Genomic DNA, 18926 nt, shown 5'->3' on the forward strand with positions numbered 1-18926 from the left:
CATCCATTGCCGTGGATGGGACAAGTGGTCGAGGTATACGACTCGTTAACAAACTTAACAGTTATTCCGTGTTCTTCAGCAACATCCCTCAACTTTTCCATAACTTGTTTATAAGACCAGACGTTAACAACTAGAAAGTTACCCTTTTTCTGACTTATGTTCTTTGGATAACCAACCTTAATTAATGAGACTCCCTTGTTGTATAAGAATTCAGCAACTTTCCTTACGGTAGTATCTATTATAGCGTTTAACTCCCTCTTCCACTTAACATATAATCGCCTTATTTTACCCGAAAATGGCTGGTCATACAAGGATAACAACTTCTGTTTCATACTTATCAGTTTCATGAAGTAGTACGAGATTGATTTTAACACTCTAGTCTTGATTAACACTTGTGTACCGTCTGATACATAAACAGCTAACAAGTTGTTTATCCCTATATCTATCCCACCTACTAAATTACCTTTTGGTGTTAGTGGTGCTTTCACCCATTCATCATTCTTTCTGTCAAGTCTTTCACTTGCCTTTAAGGTAATGTGGGCATACCACTTTCCTAATACGTCGTTATATATTATTTCTAACCTCCCTTGTCCCCCTCTATAGTAAATTTCCCCCTTGTATTTTATTGCCAAGTCCTTGAATTTTCCTAAATGGCGTAGTTCAATCTCCTGTTTCTCTTCATCTATCTTGTATTAGTCTTTCCTTAGCACTATTATCAACTTCCTCTTCTTCCTGTCTTTCCAGTAACCTGGTGGGTTTACGTTCTTGATAAATGGTAGTAGTTTTTCTTTGCTCTTAACAAGGAGAAGAATGAACTCCACGCCTCATTGTTCTTGTTTAAAACTTGTTGTGCTGTTATTGTACCTATCATGTTCTTATACTCATTATACCACTTTGTATAGGTACCCTTGATATCAACACCACGTTCACCGTTAAAGAACTGTCTTCTCCTCTCATAGTTTACTTGGTTCCATAGTTTTGAACACAAGTTTCCTAGTTCTTTTAACACTTCCTCTTGTTCTTTTGTTTGAATTAGTTCTACAGTTACGGTGCGTCTTAGGACTGGTACGGTAGGCATAGGGACTGATCCCTTACTACTCTTCTTAGGTTTACCCACCGTACCGTCCTCATTAGGAGTTACTCTCTATCTTTTTATAAACTTTTTTTGATAACATCCCCGCTCTGAAGAGCGAGGCTTTCAGTTGTAAAAGTTTATTTACTGGTGAAAAGTATAGACCTATATTATGAAATTAATAATTATAAATCAGTTTTTTAAGCAGAATAACGTCGTAAATCTAAACATTGTCTAGTGGTTAGAAGAGTTAAAAAAAAACTGGTTTAAAGAAATAATCGCGGTGATATAAAGATGGATAAAAAGAGTATTGTAAGTACTTCAGCTTTACTCTTTTTATTCCTCATAAGTCTAGACATGTTTTTCATTAACACGCATGTAACCCTCGCAAACAATCCCCCGAGAGGAGACCTACAGTACTTAGCGTACACAAATGGGGGTGACTTCCACGTCCTAAACTTAGCTAACATAACTACAAACCAATCAAATACCCCTGATCCAACAGTAACACTGGGTACTCCCAAATTAATATACAACATGACACACGAGAAAGAAACATTATTAATATACCAGGGGAACGAATCAGCATATGTTAACACAACAGTAAACGAACACGTATTATACTACATCATCTATCATAAAGTCGAGAAAGAATACAACTTAACAGTAAAAATCGTAATATTCAACTACACACTAAGCAGTGAAAACGGTTACTACGCACTATTCATAATAAACTTCAACCCCACAAACCATAAGACAAACATAACAAACCTAATCGAAATAAATTCAACCTCCACGTTAAAGAAAGATACAAATCTAATCAGCAAGGGATTGAATAAACTTAGCAAAATATACAAGAATTCACAAAACGAAACACTAAAAGCACTAGGCAAATATTATGAGAAAATATCAAAAGACATGAAAAACTTAAATAAAATAATACCAAAATTCATATTGAAAATGACACTAAACTACACTTTCTCAGTTGTAAAGGACGGAAGCAACTGTAATCTAGCAGCCGCTGCAACTGGTTCCCTATGCGGTTTAGAGTTCGGTATATGGGGGGCAGTATTAGCTCCTGTAAGTTTCGGTCTATCTTTCCTAGTAGGTGTATTAGCAGGCGCAGCTGTATGTGGGTATGCGGCCTATGAGGTTGGTGCTAATTGCCCTAATAATTGATAGGATGGTGAGGACCCATGGTGAGTTGGGCTGATTATTTAGAGTTCGGCACTACATTTTATTTGTTCGATTTTTTGCCAACTCTAGCTATGTTATACTCTGTTCTTCTATTAGTCTCAAAAGGTCATGAATTCAAACTAAGAATTAAGACATTATATTTCTATGGCACTGGGTTTATCATATTCTTATCTACGGCGTCTTACTTGCTCTCAGTTCTAATTTTTCATGTTAGCTCCTTTAATTTCAACGGCATCCCAGTATCAAAAGATTATCTCTACACTGCTTATATAATTACTTCTGGCATATGGTTCTTTGTAGCAGGTATATGGTACTCAAAAATAGACTTTAAAGCCTTGTTGAAAGGAGAAGTTAAAAAAGTAGATATGAGAAGACTATTTATTGGTATGTTAATCTCGTTATTATGGATACCACTCATCGTAGTTATAATTTCAGTGGGATAAGAGGGGGGCTCCTCCACCAGAGGGATAGGGATAAGCTGGGGTAGACTGTCCTACTGGTCTATACGTGGGCCAGAGGAGCGGGGTTGGTGCTTAAAACACCGCCAGCTATGATTCGATGAGGATGAAGCGTATGGATCAAAACCTATGATCTGCCCGAAGGAACCCTCACCCTTCAGGGAGAGGAGGAGGTCAGATCAGCGTAGTTTGTATACGGTACTCCAGTATAATAGTTTCCATAATATGAAATGTTGAAGTTTGCTAGAGTACTTAGGTGTCCATTAACCTCTGGTCTCTCCTCAATCCACTCTGCTGAGAGTAAGGAGGAACTGTAGTTCACCAGTATCGAAAAGTGTTCATGTTCTGTCAGATCGTTTAGAGTTATGTTCAACTCTTGTGTTGTTGAGTTTATTATCTTTACTACAAATATTTCAGCCTGCGTTATATCACTGGGCTTAGCGTTGAAGTTTGTTATTGTTGATGATGCAGGTAAGAGCCCATACCATGCTGAGTAATAGGTCTTTCCGTAATCCGAATACGATAGTGTTCCAGTCTTTATTAAAGAATTGTCCCTAGAGAAGAACCCTCCTATCCCTATCCATTGAGATGAATATGTGGCTGTATTTGAGGGCATCACACTCTGTACGATCCATGACCCATAGACCGCTGTTACTACTGGTTATGGGTTAGAGAATAAAAATGTTACAACATATCCTGCCTAATTAAGAAACTCGACTTGGTTTAGTAATATTGCGTGCTCGCTTACGTATTGGTGTGTAGTACTATTGGAGGGGTTAAGGTTACAAACAACATTAGGAATAAAAAAGGTGAATAACTTTCCACTTCCCATTTCAATTTGTTTTAATAACATAATTTATGTTTGAAAGACCACTTTATAAGATTTTAGTTGACGAGGGGGAAACCCAGATGTTCGGATAACTTTTCTTTATAAAATACCATTCCACCAAACTGGAATGGGACTATGTCTTTAGCTTGCTGACCAAACTTTTTTACACTTTACCATGAACTTAGTTTATACGACTAGGAGAGAATCATTACTTCTATTTCACAGTTGCAACTCTAAGCTTGTTTACGCTCATAATGACCTCCCTAAGACGTGCTCTTCATAAATTCAGCGAAAATGATGTCTAACCAACACATACTAAGGTTCATTGCTATTTCCCTCATTCGAGGGTATTAAACCGATATACTTTAGACTTAAAGAAATTTCTAACAAGGGGATATTGTGATAACTCGAAAAGTTTTGCCCTAATGCAAAGATTTTAGACTTGAATTTCTGATTTATTTTAGAATAAAATTTTATTGTGGCACTAGTAAGACTGACCATCAATTTACTAATTTTATCTATTTAATAAAGTATTAGAAAGTTAAACTTAATAAGTTAAACATTGAGTATAAAGTTATGCCCATATGTCCTTCATGTGAAATGGAGTTTAACACTTGGGATGACTTAGCTGAACACTTCAATTTTATGGCTAATGTTAAGAGTAACCCTTCACACGTAATGTGGCTCAATCGGAACATATCCACTAGAAGGATGGAGGTTCATGAGTTAGCAGATAAGTTGGAGGAGTTCTTTTCAACCTCTGAGGGGCTAGCAATATGGATAAGATCTAAGTTCATAGAGAAATTTTACGGAAACACTCCCCATCCGTTCATCGTTGCAATGCAGAACCCAACTAGGGGGGTATTGTTGGGATATGTGATTGAGCACCAGCATTTTCTGAAGAACTGGGTCAAAGTGCTCTCGTCGATTGTATTCAAGACTGATAGGGATGATGTTTTACAGTATGAGTTGGACAATATTTCTGTGGAATTCATAGGACGTAATGGGAGATTATCTCATTACGAGTTACTACTAAGAATGGGGGAGGCTGTAGGTATGCCTAGGGAGAAAATATTGTCCACGCCACCGTTGCCCTCGACCCAGTCAGCCATAAGGAGTTGGAGGAATATAGCGGAAAAGAGGACTTGGCTAGAAACTATGGCGGCAATGCATAGTCTTGAGCTAGTGGCAGATAGGAGCCTTGTGAAATATGGAGCTAGGTTACCATATTTTAATCCAGAGATATTGAGTTCTGACCAATACCCTCAAGCCGTTAAGGACTTCCTAAGGGAGGGGTATGAGGCTGACATCTCACACGCTGGTACAGCCTTAAAAATGGTTGAGAGGTATGCAAAGGAGATGACAGAAAAGGTACAGATAATAGTTCTAAAGTCTTTTGACGCCTTTTCAAAGTACCTGTTAGCTAGGTTAGAGAGAGGGTTTGAGATAGAACCAAGCCTAATAGGGAGGGTGGTGATCTACACATGAAAATAATTGTTAACGGTAAGGAGGCTGGCACTAAGGAGAAAGGGTGTGCATTATGTGGTGCAACTTGGGGAGAGTACTATGATGTAATTGACGGAGAGAATTTGTTCTTTTGTTGTGATTACTGTGCACTGGAATTCAAAAACATGGTAAATGAGGTTAAGAACAGGACAAGGTGGAGTAAAATTTACGAATTAGTGATCAACGGAAATTATTACACTGGGAGGACTTGTATAGCCAAAAGTGAGGATAAAGAGTACAAGTTTTACGTAAAGTTTAACGATGAGGCTGGAATAGAGACTTTTAAGGAACTGACCTAAACATGAAGAACGTATCTCGGAGTGTTTGCGTAATTACTGCGATGAAGGACTATAACAACTCGTTCTGAATGTTTTATTAACAAACAAAAATAAAAACCATAAATCCTATTAATTCTTATGGGGACGAGGAAACTCTCTAATAGCCCTTCTCCTCGTATTCTTGTCCTCAACGATGTCAATCTATTCCATATTATTTGCCCTTTATCCTCTAGTTGAAGAGAGGTAAAAGTGCCAGTGAGCGTTCTAGCCTTTACAATACCCTTGAGCTGGATAGGTGGAGCTATTGGAGGTGTTGTAATGGGTATCGTTGGGGATTTCTAGGGGAGGTACGCATTACTCCTCTTAATCCTTTTGTTTTCATCCCATCATCATTAACGTAATTATACAAAACATTTACCTCTTTTACGCTGTGTGGTTTTTGATTGGTTTTGGCGTTAAGGGCGATAATGGTCTTAGTTACGTATATGCAGTTGAACTTTCGCTACTGAAGTCTAGAGGGCTAGTAGGAAGTATAATGCAAGCGCTTTACGATATAGGTGCACTGCTCTCTGTAATACATAACGGAAGGTTGTATTTCACAATAATAAGTGTTTTAGCCCTCTTAAGTATTGGTCTCTGGTCTTAATCCCAGAGTCTAGGATTACGACTTCTTTTAGACCATCAAAGATATTTAAAGGGGAGTTGAGTAAGGTAACAGTCTTGGGCTCTATCTTTGCAATAGGTTCTTTCCTCTTCTTTGTCCCGTTAGTCTCTTTGACTGATACTTTCTTAAAGGAACAAAACGTACCTGACCCTTCCACAATATTGGCAGTGATGTTTGTTGTTGGTTTTATCTTATTTACAATAGCTGGTAGGATATATGACAGGTTAGGAAGAGGACTACTATTGCTTTCACACTACTTAGGGTAGTATCTCCAGTTCTTTTCCTCACGTTATACTTAGTTAGTCACGTTAGCTTGCTGTCTTACTCAGTTTTTTATGTTTTATTGCTGTTAATGGTTAGCTCTTCGTTTTTTGCTTACTTTGGGATATGGATGGGAGAAGTGTATCCAATAGATGTTAGGTCTACAACTACTAACTTGAATCTTTTCGTAGGTTAGGTTAACAGGTGGAGGTTTTAGGACTACAATAATTTTACTTTTACCATTTGGGTTACCTAGAGACCTAGAGATAGCGTTAGTCGTATCTTCAATTACGGTACTAGTCTCTTTACTGGACTTATCAAAGACAGTTAAAATGTAATTAAGAAAATGTAAAGAAAAAACATGGAGAAAACATCACATATTAAATTCATACCATTTAGAAACTCTTTTTATAAAATTATTGTCTTTATTTTATAGCAGGTTTAGATCATTATTGTGAATTACCTAGCTAGTATACTTCGATAAAGTTAACTTCAAGTTGATATTGACGTTCTCTTTCAACGTATCATAAACTGTTTATGAAAGTAATGAACTGATTATCATTAAATGTAAAGTAATACATATATAATAGGTATACATATTTTCCGTAAATTGCAATACCAAGGGTTATGTTTGAATTAGCGAAAGATATAACTTCCCCTTTAATCTTACCAAGGGTAAAATTCGCTTTATAAGATACTGGCATAGTAGTATTTAATTCCTTATTAAAGAAGTTTTCAGCGTAAAATGAGTTATTGAACTCATATATACGGAAATACCCTCCATCTAATGGCTTAGTGCTGTTGTAGATTAAGAAGTACTCTTGAGAGATCATAGCTTGAGGATAGAAACTACAAGGTTGGGTCGCTGTACGGTTGTTTAAATAAGTAACTTTTTCTGTACCGTGTTGGAGGACTGTCGTGTTACCACTAATCCCTATGTTGATAGACCATTTACCGCCAAATGCTTTATCAGACGCCTTTATTACCTGCTGTGGTGTGACAGAAGTGGGTAGAGAATGAACGAGCGAAGGCAAGACTACTAGATAAATCCCTGCTACTACAAGTAAAGAGATTGTAATCCCTATTAGAAGCAATCTCTTTATTTTCATTCTAAACGATTATGCATATGCGAAATATAAAAATGTTTTCGTAAGTAAAATACAGAAACAACTCGCCGTATAACTTACTGATCACAGAACCTTTAGCTGCTAGGAAAGGCGATAAGGCGTATAAGTATCTAGTTCATTCTACAAGTAATATTGAAGGTCAATTCAATCCGAACTTTCAAATCCAAATACGTAGGTACAAGTGTGAGTTGGGGACTACCTGAAAAATTAAAAAGGAGGGCTTTGAGACTGTTCGAAGAAACCATGGACGATAAGGATAAAGGGTATTACGATATTTCTTCCTTTCATTGCGAGCAAGCTGTGCAATTGTACGTTAAAGCTGTACTCCTTGAACTTTTTGGGAAGGAGTATGAAGGACACGGAATAAGGTCTCTTCTAAGTTACTTATCTGACCTACTAGAGAAAAATGAATACCATGAAGAGGCTAAAAGGGTAAGGGATTTTGTTAGGGAAAGAAGGAGCTCTCTAGTAACTCTTGATGACTCATACATAGAGGGAAGATACGAAGACGTTGAGTTTTCAGAGGAGGACGCAGACGAAATGATTAAATTAGCTAAAGATACAATTTCCATGCTGGAGGAGGTTGTTAGGAGTGTCAAGTCCGGTTAAGTTTGTCTTCTCTCATTTAAGCAAATGGAGGGAGTATGCTGAAGCAATAAGGTTAGCAGTAAAAGAGCTAGATGAAAGTGCTGAAGTCTATGTCATAGGGAGTATTGCTTCTGGTAAATATACAGTCAGAAGTGACATTGATATTCTCATAGTCATTAAAAAGGATTTGAAGGGGAGGGAGAAAAGGACGTTTAAGGTCAAAGTCCTTGAACTAGCCTTCGATAAGTTAACCTGCCGTTCGGCGCTCCAGCAGAGCTTCATGTGGTGAACCCTACTGAGGCTAAGAAATATTTAGATAAACCTTTCGTGAAAATAACGTGAAACTTTCTGTCCGTGAAAACATAGGTTAAGAAAAGTCTGTCTTTATTTTGATTTTAGAGTTTTCTGCGTCTGATTATGTGTGTATTCATAGCGTCGTTAGTTGTTGATAAAAACCTTAATGAAGAACGTAAATCACGCCATAGTTGGACAGTTTATCACAAGTTGGCGACACATTCAATACACACAGTTCTCACAGAGCTAAGTTTATATTAGTAGGAGAGAGAGTGGTATTTATGGAATACATATTGAGGGTTGATGAAAAGGGTAGGATCGTAATACCGAAAGACGTTAGGGAAAGGTTAAACATAAGTAACGTAGTTAAGCTGGTTGTAAAAGATAATGAGGTCTTCATTAGACCCTTAAACAAGGGTGACTTGATAAAGAAGTATGAGGGAATGTTTAAAGTGGATTTGGAAAAGGCTGAGGTTGATGAAATCTTAAAGGAGGCTTTAGATGAAAGGGGTAAAAAATGGTTAAAAGATATTTTGACGTAAACGTTTTTGTCTATTTCCTTACTGAAAGCCCTTCATTCTCTGCTAAGGCAAGAAAGTGGATTGAGGAGACTGATGAGATATATACGGCAGAAATAACTTATTACCAAAGATGTATCACCATGGTTTAGTCCTCCATGGGGTACCAATATAGTAACAATATATAATTTTGGAAACGGCACCGCTGAAATATCATTTGTATTTGGTGGTGTTGATGTTTTTCCAGTAACATTTTATGTACCATGGAATTTTAGCACAAAGATTGCTGAATCCGCTTATTTTATGCAAGAGTCACCATATTTAGACATCTACAAAGCATATGGTCAATTATTTGCTGATCAGGCTGAATTACCTTACGTTTCCTCTCCACAAAATTCTGGACATTGGCAAATATATTATCAATTTGAATACCTATCATCTGGGAAACCCTATATTGCACCGTCTTCTTCACCGGCACCTGGGACAACTCTACAGGCTAGTGTATTTAACCTTCAAACGAAAGGCAATTACCAAAACGGTAACGTATATGTATTCAATTATAACACATTATACATGTATCCCGTAAATGGCGGACCAGAAACTGGTGGAAACTGGTACTATACTTTTGAATTCCAGAATTCTAGTAACTATTATCAATACACATACGGTTTATGAAAAGCTTTAAAGCCATCTTCTTTTTTATTTTTAATAATGAAAAAATATTTTCTGTTTCTAATACCTCTAATAATTTCAGCAACTGTTTTTGTTATAACTAATGCTATCACCATACCAGTAACCCGCTCTAACGTTAATGTGGCGAATATCACCCCTAATGAAACTAAGTTTCTACAATATGCTCTTTTTGTTTATACAGTGCATGTGCACTCCATAGACCCACTGTTAGCCACAGCAATAGCCGGTGTTGTGAGTTTTGTTGTAGTGTTTTTCGTAGCCCGCAAAGTTAAGTGAGCCCTTTTTTATTCCTCATAAGTGTTAAAACGTTAATAGAACCTGAACCAACACAAGCCACCGATTGACTTATTTTTTCTAGAATTCATCACATTATGATAATCTTTTAATATGTCCAACTTTACGTATAATATCGTGGTGGTATGATAAGCGAGACCCTTGTAGAAATTGCCCTCTTCTACGTCCTCCAGTTCCATGACTTCTGGTCTTCCCTATTAGATTCGTTATTAACAAAGAACCCAAAGCATGAACAGAATTTGATAATCCGATCCTTTATCTCTAATCCTCTCACTTTTGCATTGTATAAGTTTGGTCTAGCCACTCTAATACCAGTTATAAGCTTATACGTCATCCACTCCTTACTTCCAATATACATTGACACTTGGATAGAAGGTATCGTAACGATCAACAACATGTTAGTCCTATACAAACACGCTAAGGATAGGCGTAACAGAATTATGGGAAATAAGGTGTCGAGTCTCAGCAAGGGACTAGGCTTCAACAACGGTTTCGTTCTCTGATTTTTTCAAACTTCGGGATAGCTAGTCCTCTATCTGACTTGTTTTTTAGGATAAACAACGAAAACAGATTATTCAAAGTAAAAATTTTTCATTCGACACCTTCCTTTAATATAAAAAGATGATCATTTATTATATGTATCTTCATACCCCCTACGAAATATGAAAAGCTATATTTGCCAGACGTAATCAATTAACTCTTGAGAGGTAGACAAAAAGCATCAAGTCCTACTAAAGTGATAGAAAACAACATCTTTTAAACTAATTAAATATGCACATGAACATTCAACTTTTTATTTAATAGTAGAACTCTAGATCTTTCATGAGTTTCGACTAAAACTTAATATTAGATGGTATGAGGCGAAATAATAATCACTGTGTACTCAACTACTATGATCTTCATTCAAGTAAACCCTAACATACCTCCTATTGAAATACACTAAGGGTTTAGGTTCGCTCCTCGTCACCTTACCCTCTAAGACTTCCCCAACTATTATGGCGTGATCACCAATATCTACTTCTGTATACTTCCTTAGAACTATGTAAGCGTAACTTTCTGTGAGGACTGGGACACCGTAGACTTCGACGTATCCCACTCTCTTAAACCTCTCCGCCATTGGGACTTTGGCAAATGTGTCATGCACCTCAACACTCTCCACTAAGTTTACAGCAAAGGCTTCACTCTCCCTAAAGGGTCTGTCGTTCCCTTTAGTCTTGTCGGCTGAGAACATAACCAGCACTGGGTTAAGGGATAGGGAGTTAAAAGTGTTCACAGTCATTCCAACTGGCATCCCATTCCACTTAGTTGTAACTATTGCAACGCCGTTCGGGAAAAGTCTCATTACTGCTTTTAAGACTTCATTACTGTTGTTATTTGCCATAAAAGAAAATTTGCTCTAATTAATAAAAAAACTCAATCAAACTGTTTTAAAAAATTACAACAGCGTTATTGAAATTAACTTGTTTTCAGTCATCTCTAACATGGAGTCCCTAACTCCTTCCCTCCCGATACCGCTCTTCTTAAACCCTCCAAAGGGTAACGAGTCCCACCTTAACCTTGTGCTGTCATTTATAATAACACTCCCAGTCCTTATCTTTTTAGCCATCTTTAACCCTCTATTCAAGTCCCTAGTAAATATGGCTGACTGTAAGCCGTACTCAGTGGAGTTAGCTATCTCAATAGCTTCTTCATCACTTTTCACGCTAACTATTGGTGCAACTGGTCCGAACACTTCCGTCTTGAGGGCTAAGGCGTTAGTTGACAACCCTGTGAGCATGGTGAGAGGGAAGAAATAACCAGTCTCTGGACCCTTATTTAGCACCTCTACCTTTGCTCCAGACTCCCTAGCGTCTTCCACAACTTTCTCCATCTTTTCTACACTCTCACTGTTTATTACTGGTCCTATGTCTGTCCTCTCATCTAGTGGGTCACCTACCCTCAATTCCCTAACCTTTTGTGAGAAAGCCTTTATGAACTTTTCAGCTATTTCCTCCCTAACTATTATCCTTTTCCCTGCATTGCAGTTCTGTCCAGCATACTCAAATCTAGCCCTAACAGCTATTGAAGAGGCCCTTTCGACCTCAGCGTCTTCCAGTACTATAATTGGGTCTGAGCCACCCAACTCCATTATAACCCTCTTACCTAATGATGTAGCCTTTGAAGCAATTGCTAGACCGGTATTAGTGGAACCAGTTAATGTTATTAGTCCTATGAGTGGGTTTGTGACTACTTCATCGCCTATCTCACTGCTATACCCCGTGACCACCCTAACTGCACTTTCCGGTAAGCCTGCCTCTATCATAATCTTCCTCATCTCTAAAGCTGAGAGTGGTGCGCTTATGCTCGGTTTTACCACTACAGAGTTTCCCACAGCTATTGCAGGGGCTACCTTATGTGCAAAGCTGTTGATCGGGAAGTTGAAAGGTAGGATTGCTGACACCACACCTATGGGCTCCCTTACGCTCATCACTATTCTGTTTTCGTTACCCGGAGGATACTCGTAAGCGTCTACCCTATAGTTCTTCCCTTCAAGTACTAATGGCGCCTCACTGGCAGCCTGCCTAAAGAGCCTAGATGCCCTGAGTACTTCAACTCTAGCGTCCCTAATTGGTTTCCCTGCCTCCAGTGCGAGTAACTTAGCTAATCTCTCTCCTTCTCTCTCTATAATCTCTGAGACCTTCATTAGTATTGCAGTCCTCTTGTAGAGTGGCATGCTTGATATAATCTCAAAACCTTTATATGCTTCTTCTATCTCACTCCTCACTTCATCCCTAGACATCCTCTTTACTTTACCTATTACCCTTAAGTCTGAGGGTGATTTAATTTCAATGAACTCAGACATTTCCATCACCCGTGACCTTAATCAAGTTTTCTAACCTACCAATCTTTTCCACTTCAGCAATCATCATTGCGTTATCCTTAGGGATTAATGAGTACTCTGAGACCTCCTCTGCTTCCTTATACCCTATGCTCCCGGAACTGACAAGACTGAACTCGGGTATTGTTACAACTTTAGAGAGCTCCATGAGTACTTCCTCAACGGAGAATATCAAGTCAGATGAGTTCCCCTCTTGTATTACTTTACCATCATAGTAACTGTGCATGGCTAGGGAGTTAACGTCCTCTACCTCTTCTGGGGTTACTATCCATGGGCCTGTGGGTGCAAACGTGTCCCTTACCTTGTTCCTAAAGTGTGATCCCCTAACGTACATTTTCTTGACCTTCCCGTCTGATGGGTCTCTTCTCATGGCGTAATAGGAGTCCTCCTTAATCCCTGGAGGGTATGTTACGTCATTGAAGACTGTATAACCTAATATTGCTTCTTTAACCTCACTGAGAGAAGCGTTCTTTAACTTTTTCTTCAATATTACTCCTATCTCAACTTCTGGTCTTATTGCATCCTTGGGTGACTCTATCACACCTAAGTGGGGAATAACATTTGTGGGTAACTTTAGGAAGAACTTAGGTGATCCTACCATCCTCTTTGCCTCTTCCTTACTATTTACCCCAATCATTTGGGGGGTGTTGACTAAGGTGCAGATTATGGCTTTAGGTTCCACCGGTACTTCTACAGTGATTTCGCTTAAGTTATAAGCTTCCCCTTTTGGTTCTATTTCTCTGTAACTATCAGTGACGTATACGTAATTGCCCTCCACTACCCCTATCATTATCTTACCTTTATGGGAAAACCTCAAGAACCTAGTCATTTGAAACACCCTTAAACCGCGAGAAAGATCACATATTTATCATAGTGCAATTTGAGCGATTAAATAAATAAATAAAAAATAAAACTAGTTTTATATCTATGCCTTAGGGTTAGGCATTTGGTCTAGTATATCTTGGACTAACTTTACATACTCTCTCTTTTTCTCTTTGAAGACCTCTGAGTATGTCTGTGCCCACCTAACTACAGTGTCGCCTCTACTGAACCTGTCATACTGTTCATACCTTAATCCAGACTCTGAACCTATGACGTCCCAGAGCAAGTTGAAGAGCTTTACCCTCTCTACCGCACTTATACCTTTCATAGATAAATACTTGTCCAGTAATCTCCTCTCTTCAGGGTTCTCGAAGTCCTTAATACTTGAGGGTATTGGGATTGATGCACCACCAGCTATTCCTCTCAATATCTCATGGACTCTCGGTAATACCCTCTGGTTGAAGTGGCTTGCTGCTATTGATATATATGGGTCCGGTCTAGTTATGTTAGGTAGTTCCTCAGCTTTCTCTACGGAAGCATATAGGGCAGCCTCATTAAGCATTAAGTATATTAGTATTTCTCCTAACATCTCTTGCACGTTAATGTGTACGTTAGTCTTTGACGCTTCAGTAATTGCAATACCAAGACCTGCTAGGAACTTTAACCTAGAGTAGTGCCGAATTACGAAGTGCCAGTTGAACCAACCCCTTAGCCTTACTGTGTGCCACATGAACTCTTCAATTAGGTGTGGCTTACCTAACCATATTATCCTATCCTTTGGGACAAAGGCGTTATCAAAGACCAGTATAGCGTCAGACTCCTCAAACCTAGCACTTAAGGGATACTCGAACTCACCATACCTCGGTGTAAAAGCCCTTCTAGCTATGAAATATACGTTCTTTGCGTCTGTGGGCAGTGATACGAATACAGCGTACTTCTCGTCACTTGCAGCTGTCCTAAATGCGTTTGGTAAGTACCATACTCTCTCAGCATATGGGCCAGATGTAGATATCTGTGCTGCCCCCTTAATATTACACCGTCTGGTCTCTTCTCCACTACTCCTATCGCTATGTATGGGTCGTCCCACTCCGCTGGGGGCTTTGACCTATCGTACATCGGTGGGACTATTGCGTGAGTATAGTAGAGGTCATTCTTTGTTGCCTCCTTATATATGTTTATAACGTTCTCCATGTATTCTGAGCCGAAGTTCTTCCCGAAGAAGTCCTCGGCATGGGCATAAAATACAGCTGTCCATACGTTCAAGTAGTCCGGGCTCCTACCGAAGTACCCCCTATAGAAGTCGTAAATCTTCACTAACCCGTCCCTTAACTGGGCTAACTCTTGTTTGCTTCTAGGTACCTTATAGGTTATGCTAGTCTCCTCCCCCACATCCTTATTATATACTCTTAAGTCCTTGTTTGCTTCTTCCCAGTGGAAGTCATAGTATTTTGCCACTGTATTTACTGGTATCTTAAATGCTGGGTGTTCTGTCACATCTTCTACTAGCTGTCCGTCATAGTAGACGTGTGGTTGGTGTGCCTTTATGCTTTTTATATAATCTATTCCTTTCCTAATCATATGTGGTCACCATGACCTAATTTGACCCGTCTTAGGGTCTTCAACGGGCTGCCATTCCCTCAACCACGATTCGGGAATGGGTCTAGCCCAAAAATCACTCCTATACTTTATCTGTTCCGGAGTCCAAATTATGGGTTTCCATTTGTCTGGATCTAACACAATGTAGTCTTGGGCATAAAACTCAACCCTATTCTTGTCAAAGTCCCTCACGTAAATGTAATAGCCCTCTGTGGCACCGTGCCTCCCCGGACCCCTCTCTATGTTATCCCACATACCCTCAGATGAGAGTATGTCCGCAACCCTAATTATGTCACTGACTTCGTGGACGTAATATGTCTCGTGGTGGAAGCCAGGTACATTACGGCTACTCCTAGCTATTGCGACTTCATGCGATGCACCACTTTTAGTAGTCCATATTACAGACCTCTTCCCGTTCTCGTCTAAGAAAGCCTCTGTCTCATATATACCAAATACTTCATTCAAGAACTTATACTCAGCCTCAATGTCTTTTACCACATAATTTACGTGGGCTAATCTAACGGGTCTAGCACCCTTATGCATATAAAACTTCATCCTAACGTCCTCTACATACTCCATGTCAAAGTATAGGACTACGGGAATACCGTTAGGTGTCTCAAACAGGATAGCGTCTTCTACCCCTTTCTCCTTAAACTTCATAGTGTATATTCCCATGTTAGAGAGAACTTCTTTAGCCTTGTCAAGCTCTTTAGGTTCAGTCACCCTAAAGCCAATATAAGATAGCCCCGGGGAGGATGCCTTCTTTAAGAGTAAGCTGTGGTGTTGGGCCTCATGCCTACCCCTTAAATAAAGATTGTCACCGTCTTTTTCAGTCTCAATGAAGCCTAAGAGGTCCACATAGAAGTTCCTAGCTTTGTCTATATCAGTTACCCTTATTGCCACATGAGAAAGCCTAGATATGTTAATGAGTGGCATATAAATTCTTCACCTAAAAAATGATTAACTTTATATTTATTTAAAGGTGAAATGAAACTAGTTTTAGGGTGATATCTCGTCGAGCCTTCTGTTTGCAGTCCTGTGCCCTATTATCACAGCTATAACTGTGGATATGACTTGGAATAATGCTATTACTATAAACACCTCTAAGACAATAGTAGTTGTCACTTTCCCTAAGGACAATAGGCTCTGTATTACCCCAGATATTACGATGACTGATATGCCTCCCCCTATATGCCCTAACCCATCTGATAGGGCGAAACCAGTGCTCCTAGCTCTAGTGGGAAAGCTCTCAGCAGTCCATGTATAGGACATTGGCACCCACAAGTTAAAACCGTAAAAGAGGATTATTGAACCTATTACAGCCAGTGGTACGTTACTTACACCAGCTATACCTATTAATACCCCTCCAAGGATAGTCAAGGAAACAGATATAGCAGTCCAAGTCTTCCTTTCTAAGTGGTCACCAATTGCCATCCCAGTGAGCGGGACTAATATAAAACCTATAACCCCTAAGGCTGTTATCATTCCACCTTCTGGTGGTGGGTAACCTAAGGCTGCTAGTATGGAAGTAAGACCAGATGCTATAGCGTAAACTGTCATGTAACCGAAAAACCATACTGAGACTAAAATACCTAACCTCTTTATGTACCTAGGGTCCTTGAAGATGAATCTCATGGAGTCAAGAAAACTTATACGCTCTAAAACTACCGGGGTTATATCTCTCTGGATCTCCGGTAGTTTACCTATTTTCCTAGTAGCTTTGTCCTCCATTATGCTTACAATCCTACTGGCTTCATCTATCCTACCCTTCGTTAGGAGCCATCTAGGTGACTCGGGCAACTCTATCCTAAGTAAAAGCCCTATTAAAGCTAAGAGTGCCCCAATACCATACATTATCCTCCAACCGTCAGTAGCAAATATTCCAGTAGTCCCTAAGGCGAAAGGTAATCCTAGAGGGAAGGGTGCAGGTGGTGTTGTGAGTAGTAGACCAAGCCATATGCCTAGGGCTGCACCCAACGTGGAGAACAGAAAGACGAAGTTTGTGTACTTAGCCCTAGCTTGCATGGGTGCCATTTCCCCTATGTAAGTGTTAACAATTGCTAGGTCTGCTCCAACTCCTACTCCGGTTATTGTCCTAGCTATCAAGTAGTTTAGATAATCCGGGGACAGTGCGTTGTATAAGCTACCGAGACCAGTTATAGCCATAGTTATCATTAACATGTTCCTTCTCCCTATAAGGTCTGCTAATGGGGAGAGTAGTATAGCACCTATTATATAACCTATAAGGTTTAGTAATACTATTGGACCTAGAAGTGCCGGGATCTGTGCTGGGCTACTAACGTGGAAGAGGACGAAGGAAGTCTGTATGAAGGATACGTTGATGTCGAAGATATCAAAAAAGGTGAATAGGAATCCTACACCTAGAATGCCGATGAAAATATATGATAACGCCCATATTGGTATTCTATCTAGTCTTGCAATTACCTCACTCGCTTTAGCTTTATTCTCTTGAGCCATCGTTTGAGTGTATTCGTAATTATAAAATAATAGCTATATGAAACTAGTTTAATGGGTTTTAGGTGGCGGATAAGGATTTTTCGGTACTTATTTAATTATTTTATGTTTTTTAATGCTAATAGACAATCATGAATAAAATAGAAACATTTATATTGTCTAAAAAGTATATAAATATCTTGATGCTGAAAAGGGTTATAGTCGAAGTTGAGCACGAGGACTGTTGGACACCCAAAATTCCATATGGTTCTTTAACGTTAGGGCTCTCTATTTACCCAAATAAGAACTACTTGAGAAGTAGATTACTCGTATATTCTGCTAACAAGGAGATATTACATAAGATGAAAAGGAACAAGAATGTGATTAAGATCAATGACTACGAATTAAGAAACAGCAACACATACATTGACTTTTACAACGTATATGAAGGTTCAATAGCGGGGTACCTATATGATAAGGAGGTTACCCTATTGGGTAATGAGAACAAGGAGGGTAGAGAAGTATGGGTGTTTGCGACTGATGAAGATTACATCCACGAAGTAGTCTCTGGTTTAAAAAGCTTGGGGAAGGTGAAAAGGGCAGTAGCAAAGGACTTTGAGATCTCATCCTTCCCAGACTTAACAGATATAGAGAAAAAGGTTTTATTAACTGCTTACATGAGGGGGTACTTTGAGTACCCTAGGAGGAGCAGTACAGACGATATAGCTGAATCACTCTCACTTAGTAAGGTAACTTTCCTTTACCATATAAGAAACGTACAGAAAAAGTTAGTTGAGCATTACGTAAACTTCTACTCTTAAAATTTTTATTTACATATATGTGGGAAAAGACACATTTATATATGGACACTCAAATGAAATTATGTGATAGTTAAAGAACAAATTGAGAACCACTTCGAACCTAACGTTATTGTGAAGATACTATTAGACCCAGTTTTCGTCTTCAAAAACATGTTTGAAGCTACAACAGTTAATTTAGAGAACGACTCCTTTACTGCTAATATTAAAATAGGATTAACAGAGTACATCGTTTATGGCAGAGTCATAACTGGTACATATAAGGTTAGGTATATCTTAAACCTTGCTGGGTATGGTAATGATAAGACTGGGGTACTCCTTTTTGATATCACTGACAGAGTAATAGACATAAGCCTTGAAATGAAAATTCCTTTAGAGTTCCTCTCATCCCGTAACCTCAAAAAGAGGATATCCAAATTCAAGGAAAATTTTGACGAACTTGTACGGTTAGAGAGAATTAATAAAAAGATTTGAGATAGCGCACTCATACGGAATGCTGGTGAGCTAAGCTGTTTAACGTAATTAAGATCCTTTATCAGAATTGTGTGTATTTGATAAATCGTCATATATTGCTAAAAT

Annotated in this window: 22 protein-coding genes and 2 pseudogenes; 14 read left to right on the forward strand and 10 right to left on the reverse strand. The window is 38.9% G+C overall.

What is annotated here, in order from left to right; translation table 11 throughout:
* Both CM19_RS00375 and CM19_RS00380 read right to left on the reverse strand, forming a co-directional pair.
* A partial coding sequence (locus tag CM19_RS00375) for an RNA-guided endonuclease InsQ/TnpB family protein (protein WP_150111326.1) occupies positions 1–632 on the reverse strand: 632 nt, incomplete at its 3' end.
* 125 nt (positions 633–757) lie between these two features.
* On the reverse strand, positions 758–1117 hold the full coding sequence (locus tag CM19_RS00380) for a transposase (protein WP_048098481.1): 360 nt from the start codon (positions 1115–1117) through the stop codon (positions 758–760).
* 249 nt (positions 1118–1366) lie between these two features.
* Here CM19_RS00380 and CM19_RS00385 point away from each other — a divergent pair, with 249 nt between their 5' ends.
* Both CM19_RS00385 and CM19_RS00390 read left to right on the forward strand, forming a co-directional pair.
* Entirely contained in the window at positions 1367–2251 is an 885-nt protein-coding gene (locus tag CM19_RS00385; RefSeq protein ID WP_048098482.1) for a hypothetical protein, read from the forward strand.
* A gap of 17 nt (positions 2252–2268) precedes the next feature.
* Positions 2269–2712, forward strand: coding sequence for a hypothetical protein (locus tag CM19_RS00390; protein WP_048098483.1), 444 nt, complete (start codon positions 2269–2271; stop codon positions 2710–2712).
* Positions 2713–2884: 172 nt separating this feature from the next.
* On the opposite strand, the pseudogene CM19_RS00395 reads toward CM19_RS00390, so the two are convergent.
* Positions 2885–3370 (reverse strand): annotated as a pseudogene (locus CM19_RS00395) (G1 family glutamic endopeptidase); the annotation flags it as partial.
* A gap of 762 nt (positions 3371–4132) precedes the next feature.
* Here CM19_RS00395 and CM19_RS00400 point away from each other — a divergent pair.
* The 4 genes from CM19_RS00400 to CM19_RS13245 all read left to right on the forward strand — a co-directional run bounded on the left by CM19_RS00400 (position 4133) and on the right by CM19_RS13245 (position 6270).
* The gene (locus CM19_RS00400; protein WP_048098484.1) at positions 4133–5044 is read left to right on the forward strand and encodes a thiaminase II/PqqC family protein; all 912 of its coding nucleotides are present in this window, start codon (positions 4133–4135) and stop codon (positions 5042–5044) included.
* Positions 5041–5361 carry a TA0938 family protein gene (locus CM19_RS00405; RefSeq protein WP_048098485.1) on the forward strand — a complete coding sequence of 107 codons (321 nt, stop codon included), beginning with the start codon at positions 5041–5043 and terminating at the stop codon, positions 5359–5361. The genes CM19_RS00400 and CM19_RS00405 overlap by 4 nt, the downstream gene beginning before the upstream one ends.
* Positions 5362–5770: 409 nt before the next feature.
* Entirely contained in the window at positions 5771–5986 is a 216-nt protein-coding gene (locus tag CM19_RS13240; protein ID WP_052349376.1) for a hypothetical protein, read from the forward strand.
* 56 nt (positions 5987–6042) lie between these two features.
* Entirely contained in the window at positions 6043–6270 is a 228-nt protein-coding gene (locus CM19_RS13245; RefSeq protein ID WP_171714628.1) for a hypothetical protein, read from the forward strand.
* 519 nt (positions 6271–6789) lie between these two features.
* On the opposite strand, the gene CM19_RS00415 is transcribed toward CM19_RS13245, so the two are convergent.
* Positions 6790–7374 (reverse strand): hypothetical protein, encoded by a 585-nt coding sequence (locus tag CM19_RS00415; protein ID WP_048098486.1) that lies wholly within the window; start codon positions 7372–7374, stop codon positions 6790–6792.
* A gap of 201 nt (positions 7375–7575) precedes the next feature.
* Between CM19_RS00415 and CM19_RS00420 the strand changes: the two genes are divergently transcribed.
* The 6 genes from CM19_RS00420 to CM19_RS12995 all read left to right on the forward strand — a co-directional run bounded on the left by CM19_RS00420 (position 7576) and on the right by CM19_RS12995 (position 10282).
* Positions 7576–8001: a HEPN domain-containing protein gene (locus tag CM19_RS00420; RefSeq protein ID WP_235185570.1), complete on the forward strand. Its 426-nt coding sequence runs from the start codon at positions 7576–7578 to the stop codon at positions 7999–8001.
* A complete protein-coding gene (locus CM19_RS00425; protein WP_052349378.1) occupies positions 7985–8269 on the forward strand; it encodes a nucleotidyltransferase domain-containing protein in 285 nt (94 codons plus the stop codon). Before CM19_RS00420 ends, CM19_RS00425 begins: the two co-directional genes overlap by 17 nt.
* A 196-nt stretch (positions 8270–8465) precedes the next feature.
* Entirely contained in the window at positions 8466–8816 is a 351-nt protein-coding gene (locus CM19_RS00430) for an AbrB/MazE/SpoVT family DNA-binding domain-containing protein (RefSeq protein ID WP_235185571.1), read from the forward strand.
* Positions 8792–8944 (forward strand): PIN domain-containing protein, encoded by a 153-nt coding sequence (locus CM19_RS13165; protein WP_200869375.1) that lies wholly within the window; start codon positions 8792–8794, stop codon positions 8942–8944. The genes CM19_RS00430 and CM19_RS13165 overlap by 25 nt, the downstream gene beginning before the upstream one ends.
* A gap of 151 nt (positions 8945–9095) precedes the next feature.
* Positions 9096–9467, forward strand: coding sequence for a hypothetical protein (locus tag CM19_RS00435; protein ID WP_048098487.1), 372 nt, complete (start codon positions 9096–9098; stop codon positions 9465–9467).
* Positions 9468–9904: 437 nt separating this feature from the next.
* Complete coding sequence (locus CM19_RS12995; protein WP_160164843.1) at positions 9905–10282, forward strand: hypothetical protein; 378 nt, start codon at positions 9905–9907, stop codon at positions 10280–10282.
* 380 nt (positions 10283–10662) lie between these two features.
* Here CM19_RS12995 and CM19_RS00445 read toward each other — a convergent pair whose 3' ends face one another.
* The 6 genes and pseudogenes from CM19_RS00445 to CM19_RS00470 all read right to left on the reverse strand — a co-directional run bounded on the left by CM19_RS00445 (position 10663) and on the right by CM19_RS00470 (position 17553).
* Positions 10663–11160 (reverse strand): flavin reductase family protein, encoded by a 498-nt coding sequence (locus CM19_RS00445; RefSeq protein WP_048098489.1) that lies wholly within the window; start codon positions 11158–11160, stop codon positions 10663–10665.
* 54 nt (positions 11161–11214) lie between these two features.
* A complete protein-coding gene (locus CM19_RS00450) occupies positions 11215–12621 on the reverse strand; it encodes an aldehyde dehydrogenase family protein (RefSeq protein ID WP_048098507.1) in 1407 nt (468 codons plus the stop codon).
* The gene (locus CM19_RS00455) at positions 12614–13486 is read right to left on the reverse strand and encodes a fumarylacetoacetate hydrolase family protein (RefSeq protein WP_048098490.1); all 873 of its coding nucleotides are present in this window, start codon (positions 13484–13486) and stop codon (positions 12614–12616) included. The genes CM19_RS00450 and CM19_RS00455 overlap by 8 nt, the downstream gene beginning before the upstream one ends.
* A gap of 96 nt (positions 13487–13582) precedes the next feature.
* Positions 13583–15057: pseudogene (locus CM19_RS00460) on the reverse strand (4-hydroxyphenylacetate 3-hydroxylase family protein).
* Positions 15058–15063: 6 nt separating this feature from the next.
* Positions 15064–16011, reverse strand: a complete 948-nt coding sequence (gene hpaD / locus CM19_RS00465) for a 3,4-dihydroxyphenylacetate 2,3-dioxygenase (RefSeq protein ID WP_048098491.1) — start codon at positions 16009–16011, stop codon at positions 15064–15066.
* A 63-nt stretch (positions 16012–16074) separates the two neighbouring features.
* Positions 16075–17553, reverse strand: a complete 1479-nt coding sequence (locus CM19_RS00470; protein ID WP_048098492.1) for an MFS transporter — start codon at positions 17551–17553, stop codon at positions 16075–16077.
* A 128-nt stretch (positions 17554–17681) separates the two neighbouring features.
* Between CM19_RS00470 and CM19_RS00475 the strand changes: the two genes are divergently transcribed.
* Both CM19_RS00475 and CM19_RS00480 read left to right on the forward strand, forming a co-directional pair.
* A complete protein-coding gene (locus tag CM19_RS00475; protein ID WP_048098493.1) occupies positions 17682–18350 on the forward strand; it encodes a helix-turn-helix domain-containing protein in 669 nt (222 codons plus the stop codon).
* Between the two features lie 63 nt (positions 18351–18413).
* Positions 18414–18821 (forward strand): STK_08120 family protein, encoded by a 408-nt coding sequence (locus tag CM19_RS00480; RefSeq protein ID WP_048098494.1) that lies wholly within the window; start codon positions 18414–18416, stop codon positions 18819–18821.
* Positions 18822–18926: the final 105 nt, after the last annotated feature.

This window comes from Candidatus Acidianus copahuensis (assembly GCF_000632495.1).
GTDB classification, from domain to species: Archaea; Thermoproteota; Thermoprotei_A; order Sulfolobales; family Sulfolobaceae; genus Acidianus; species Acidianus copahuensis.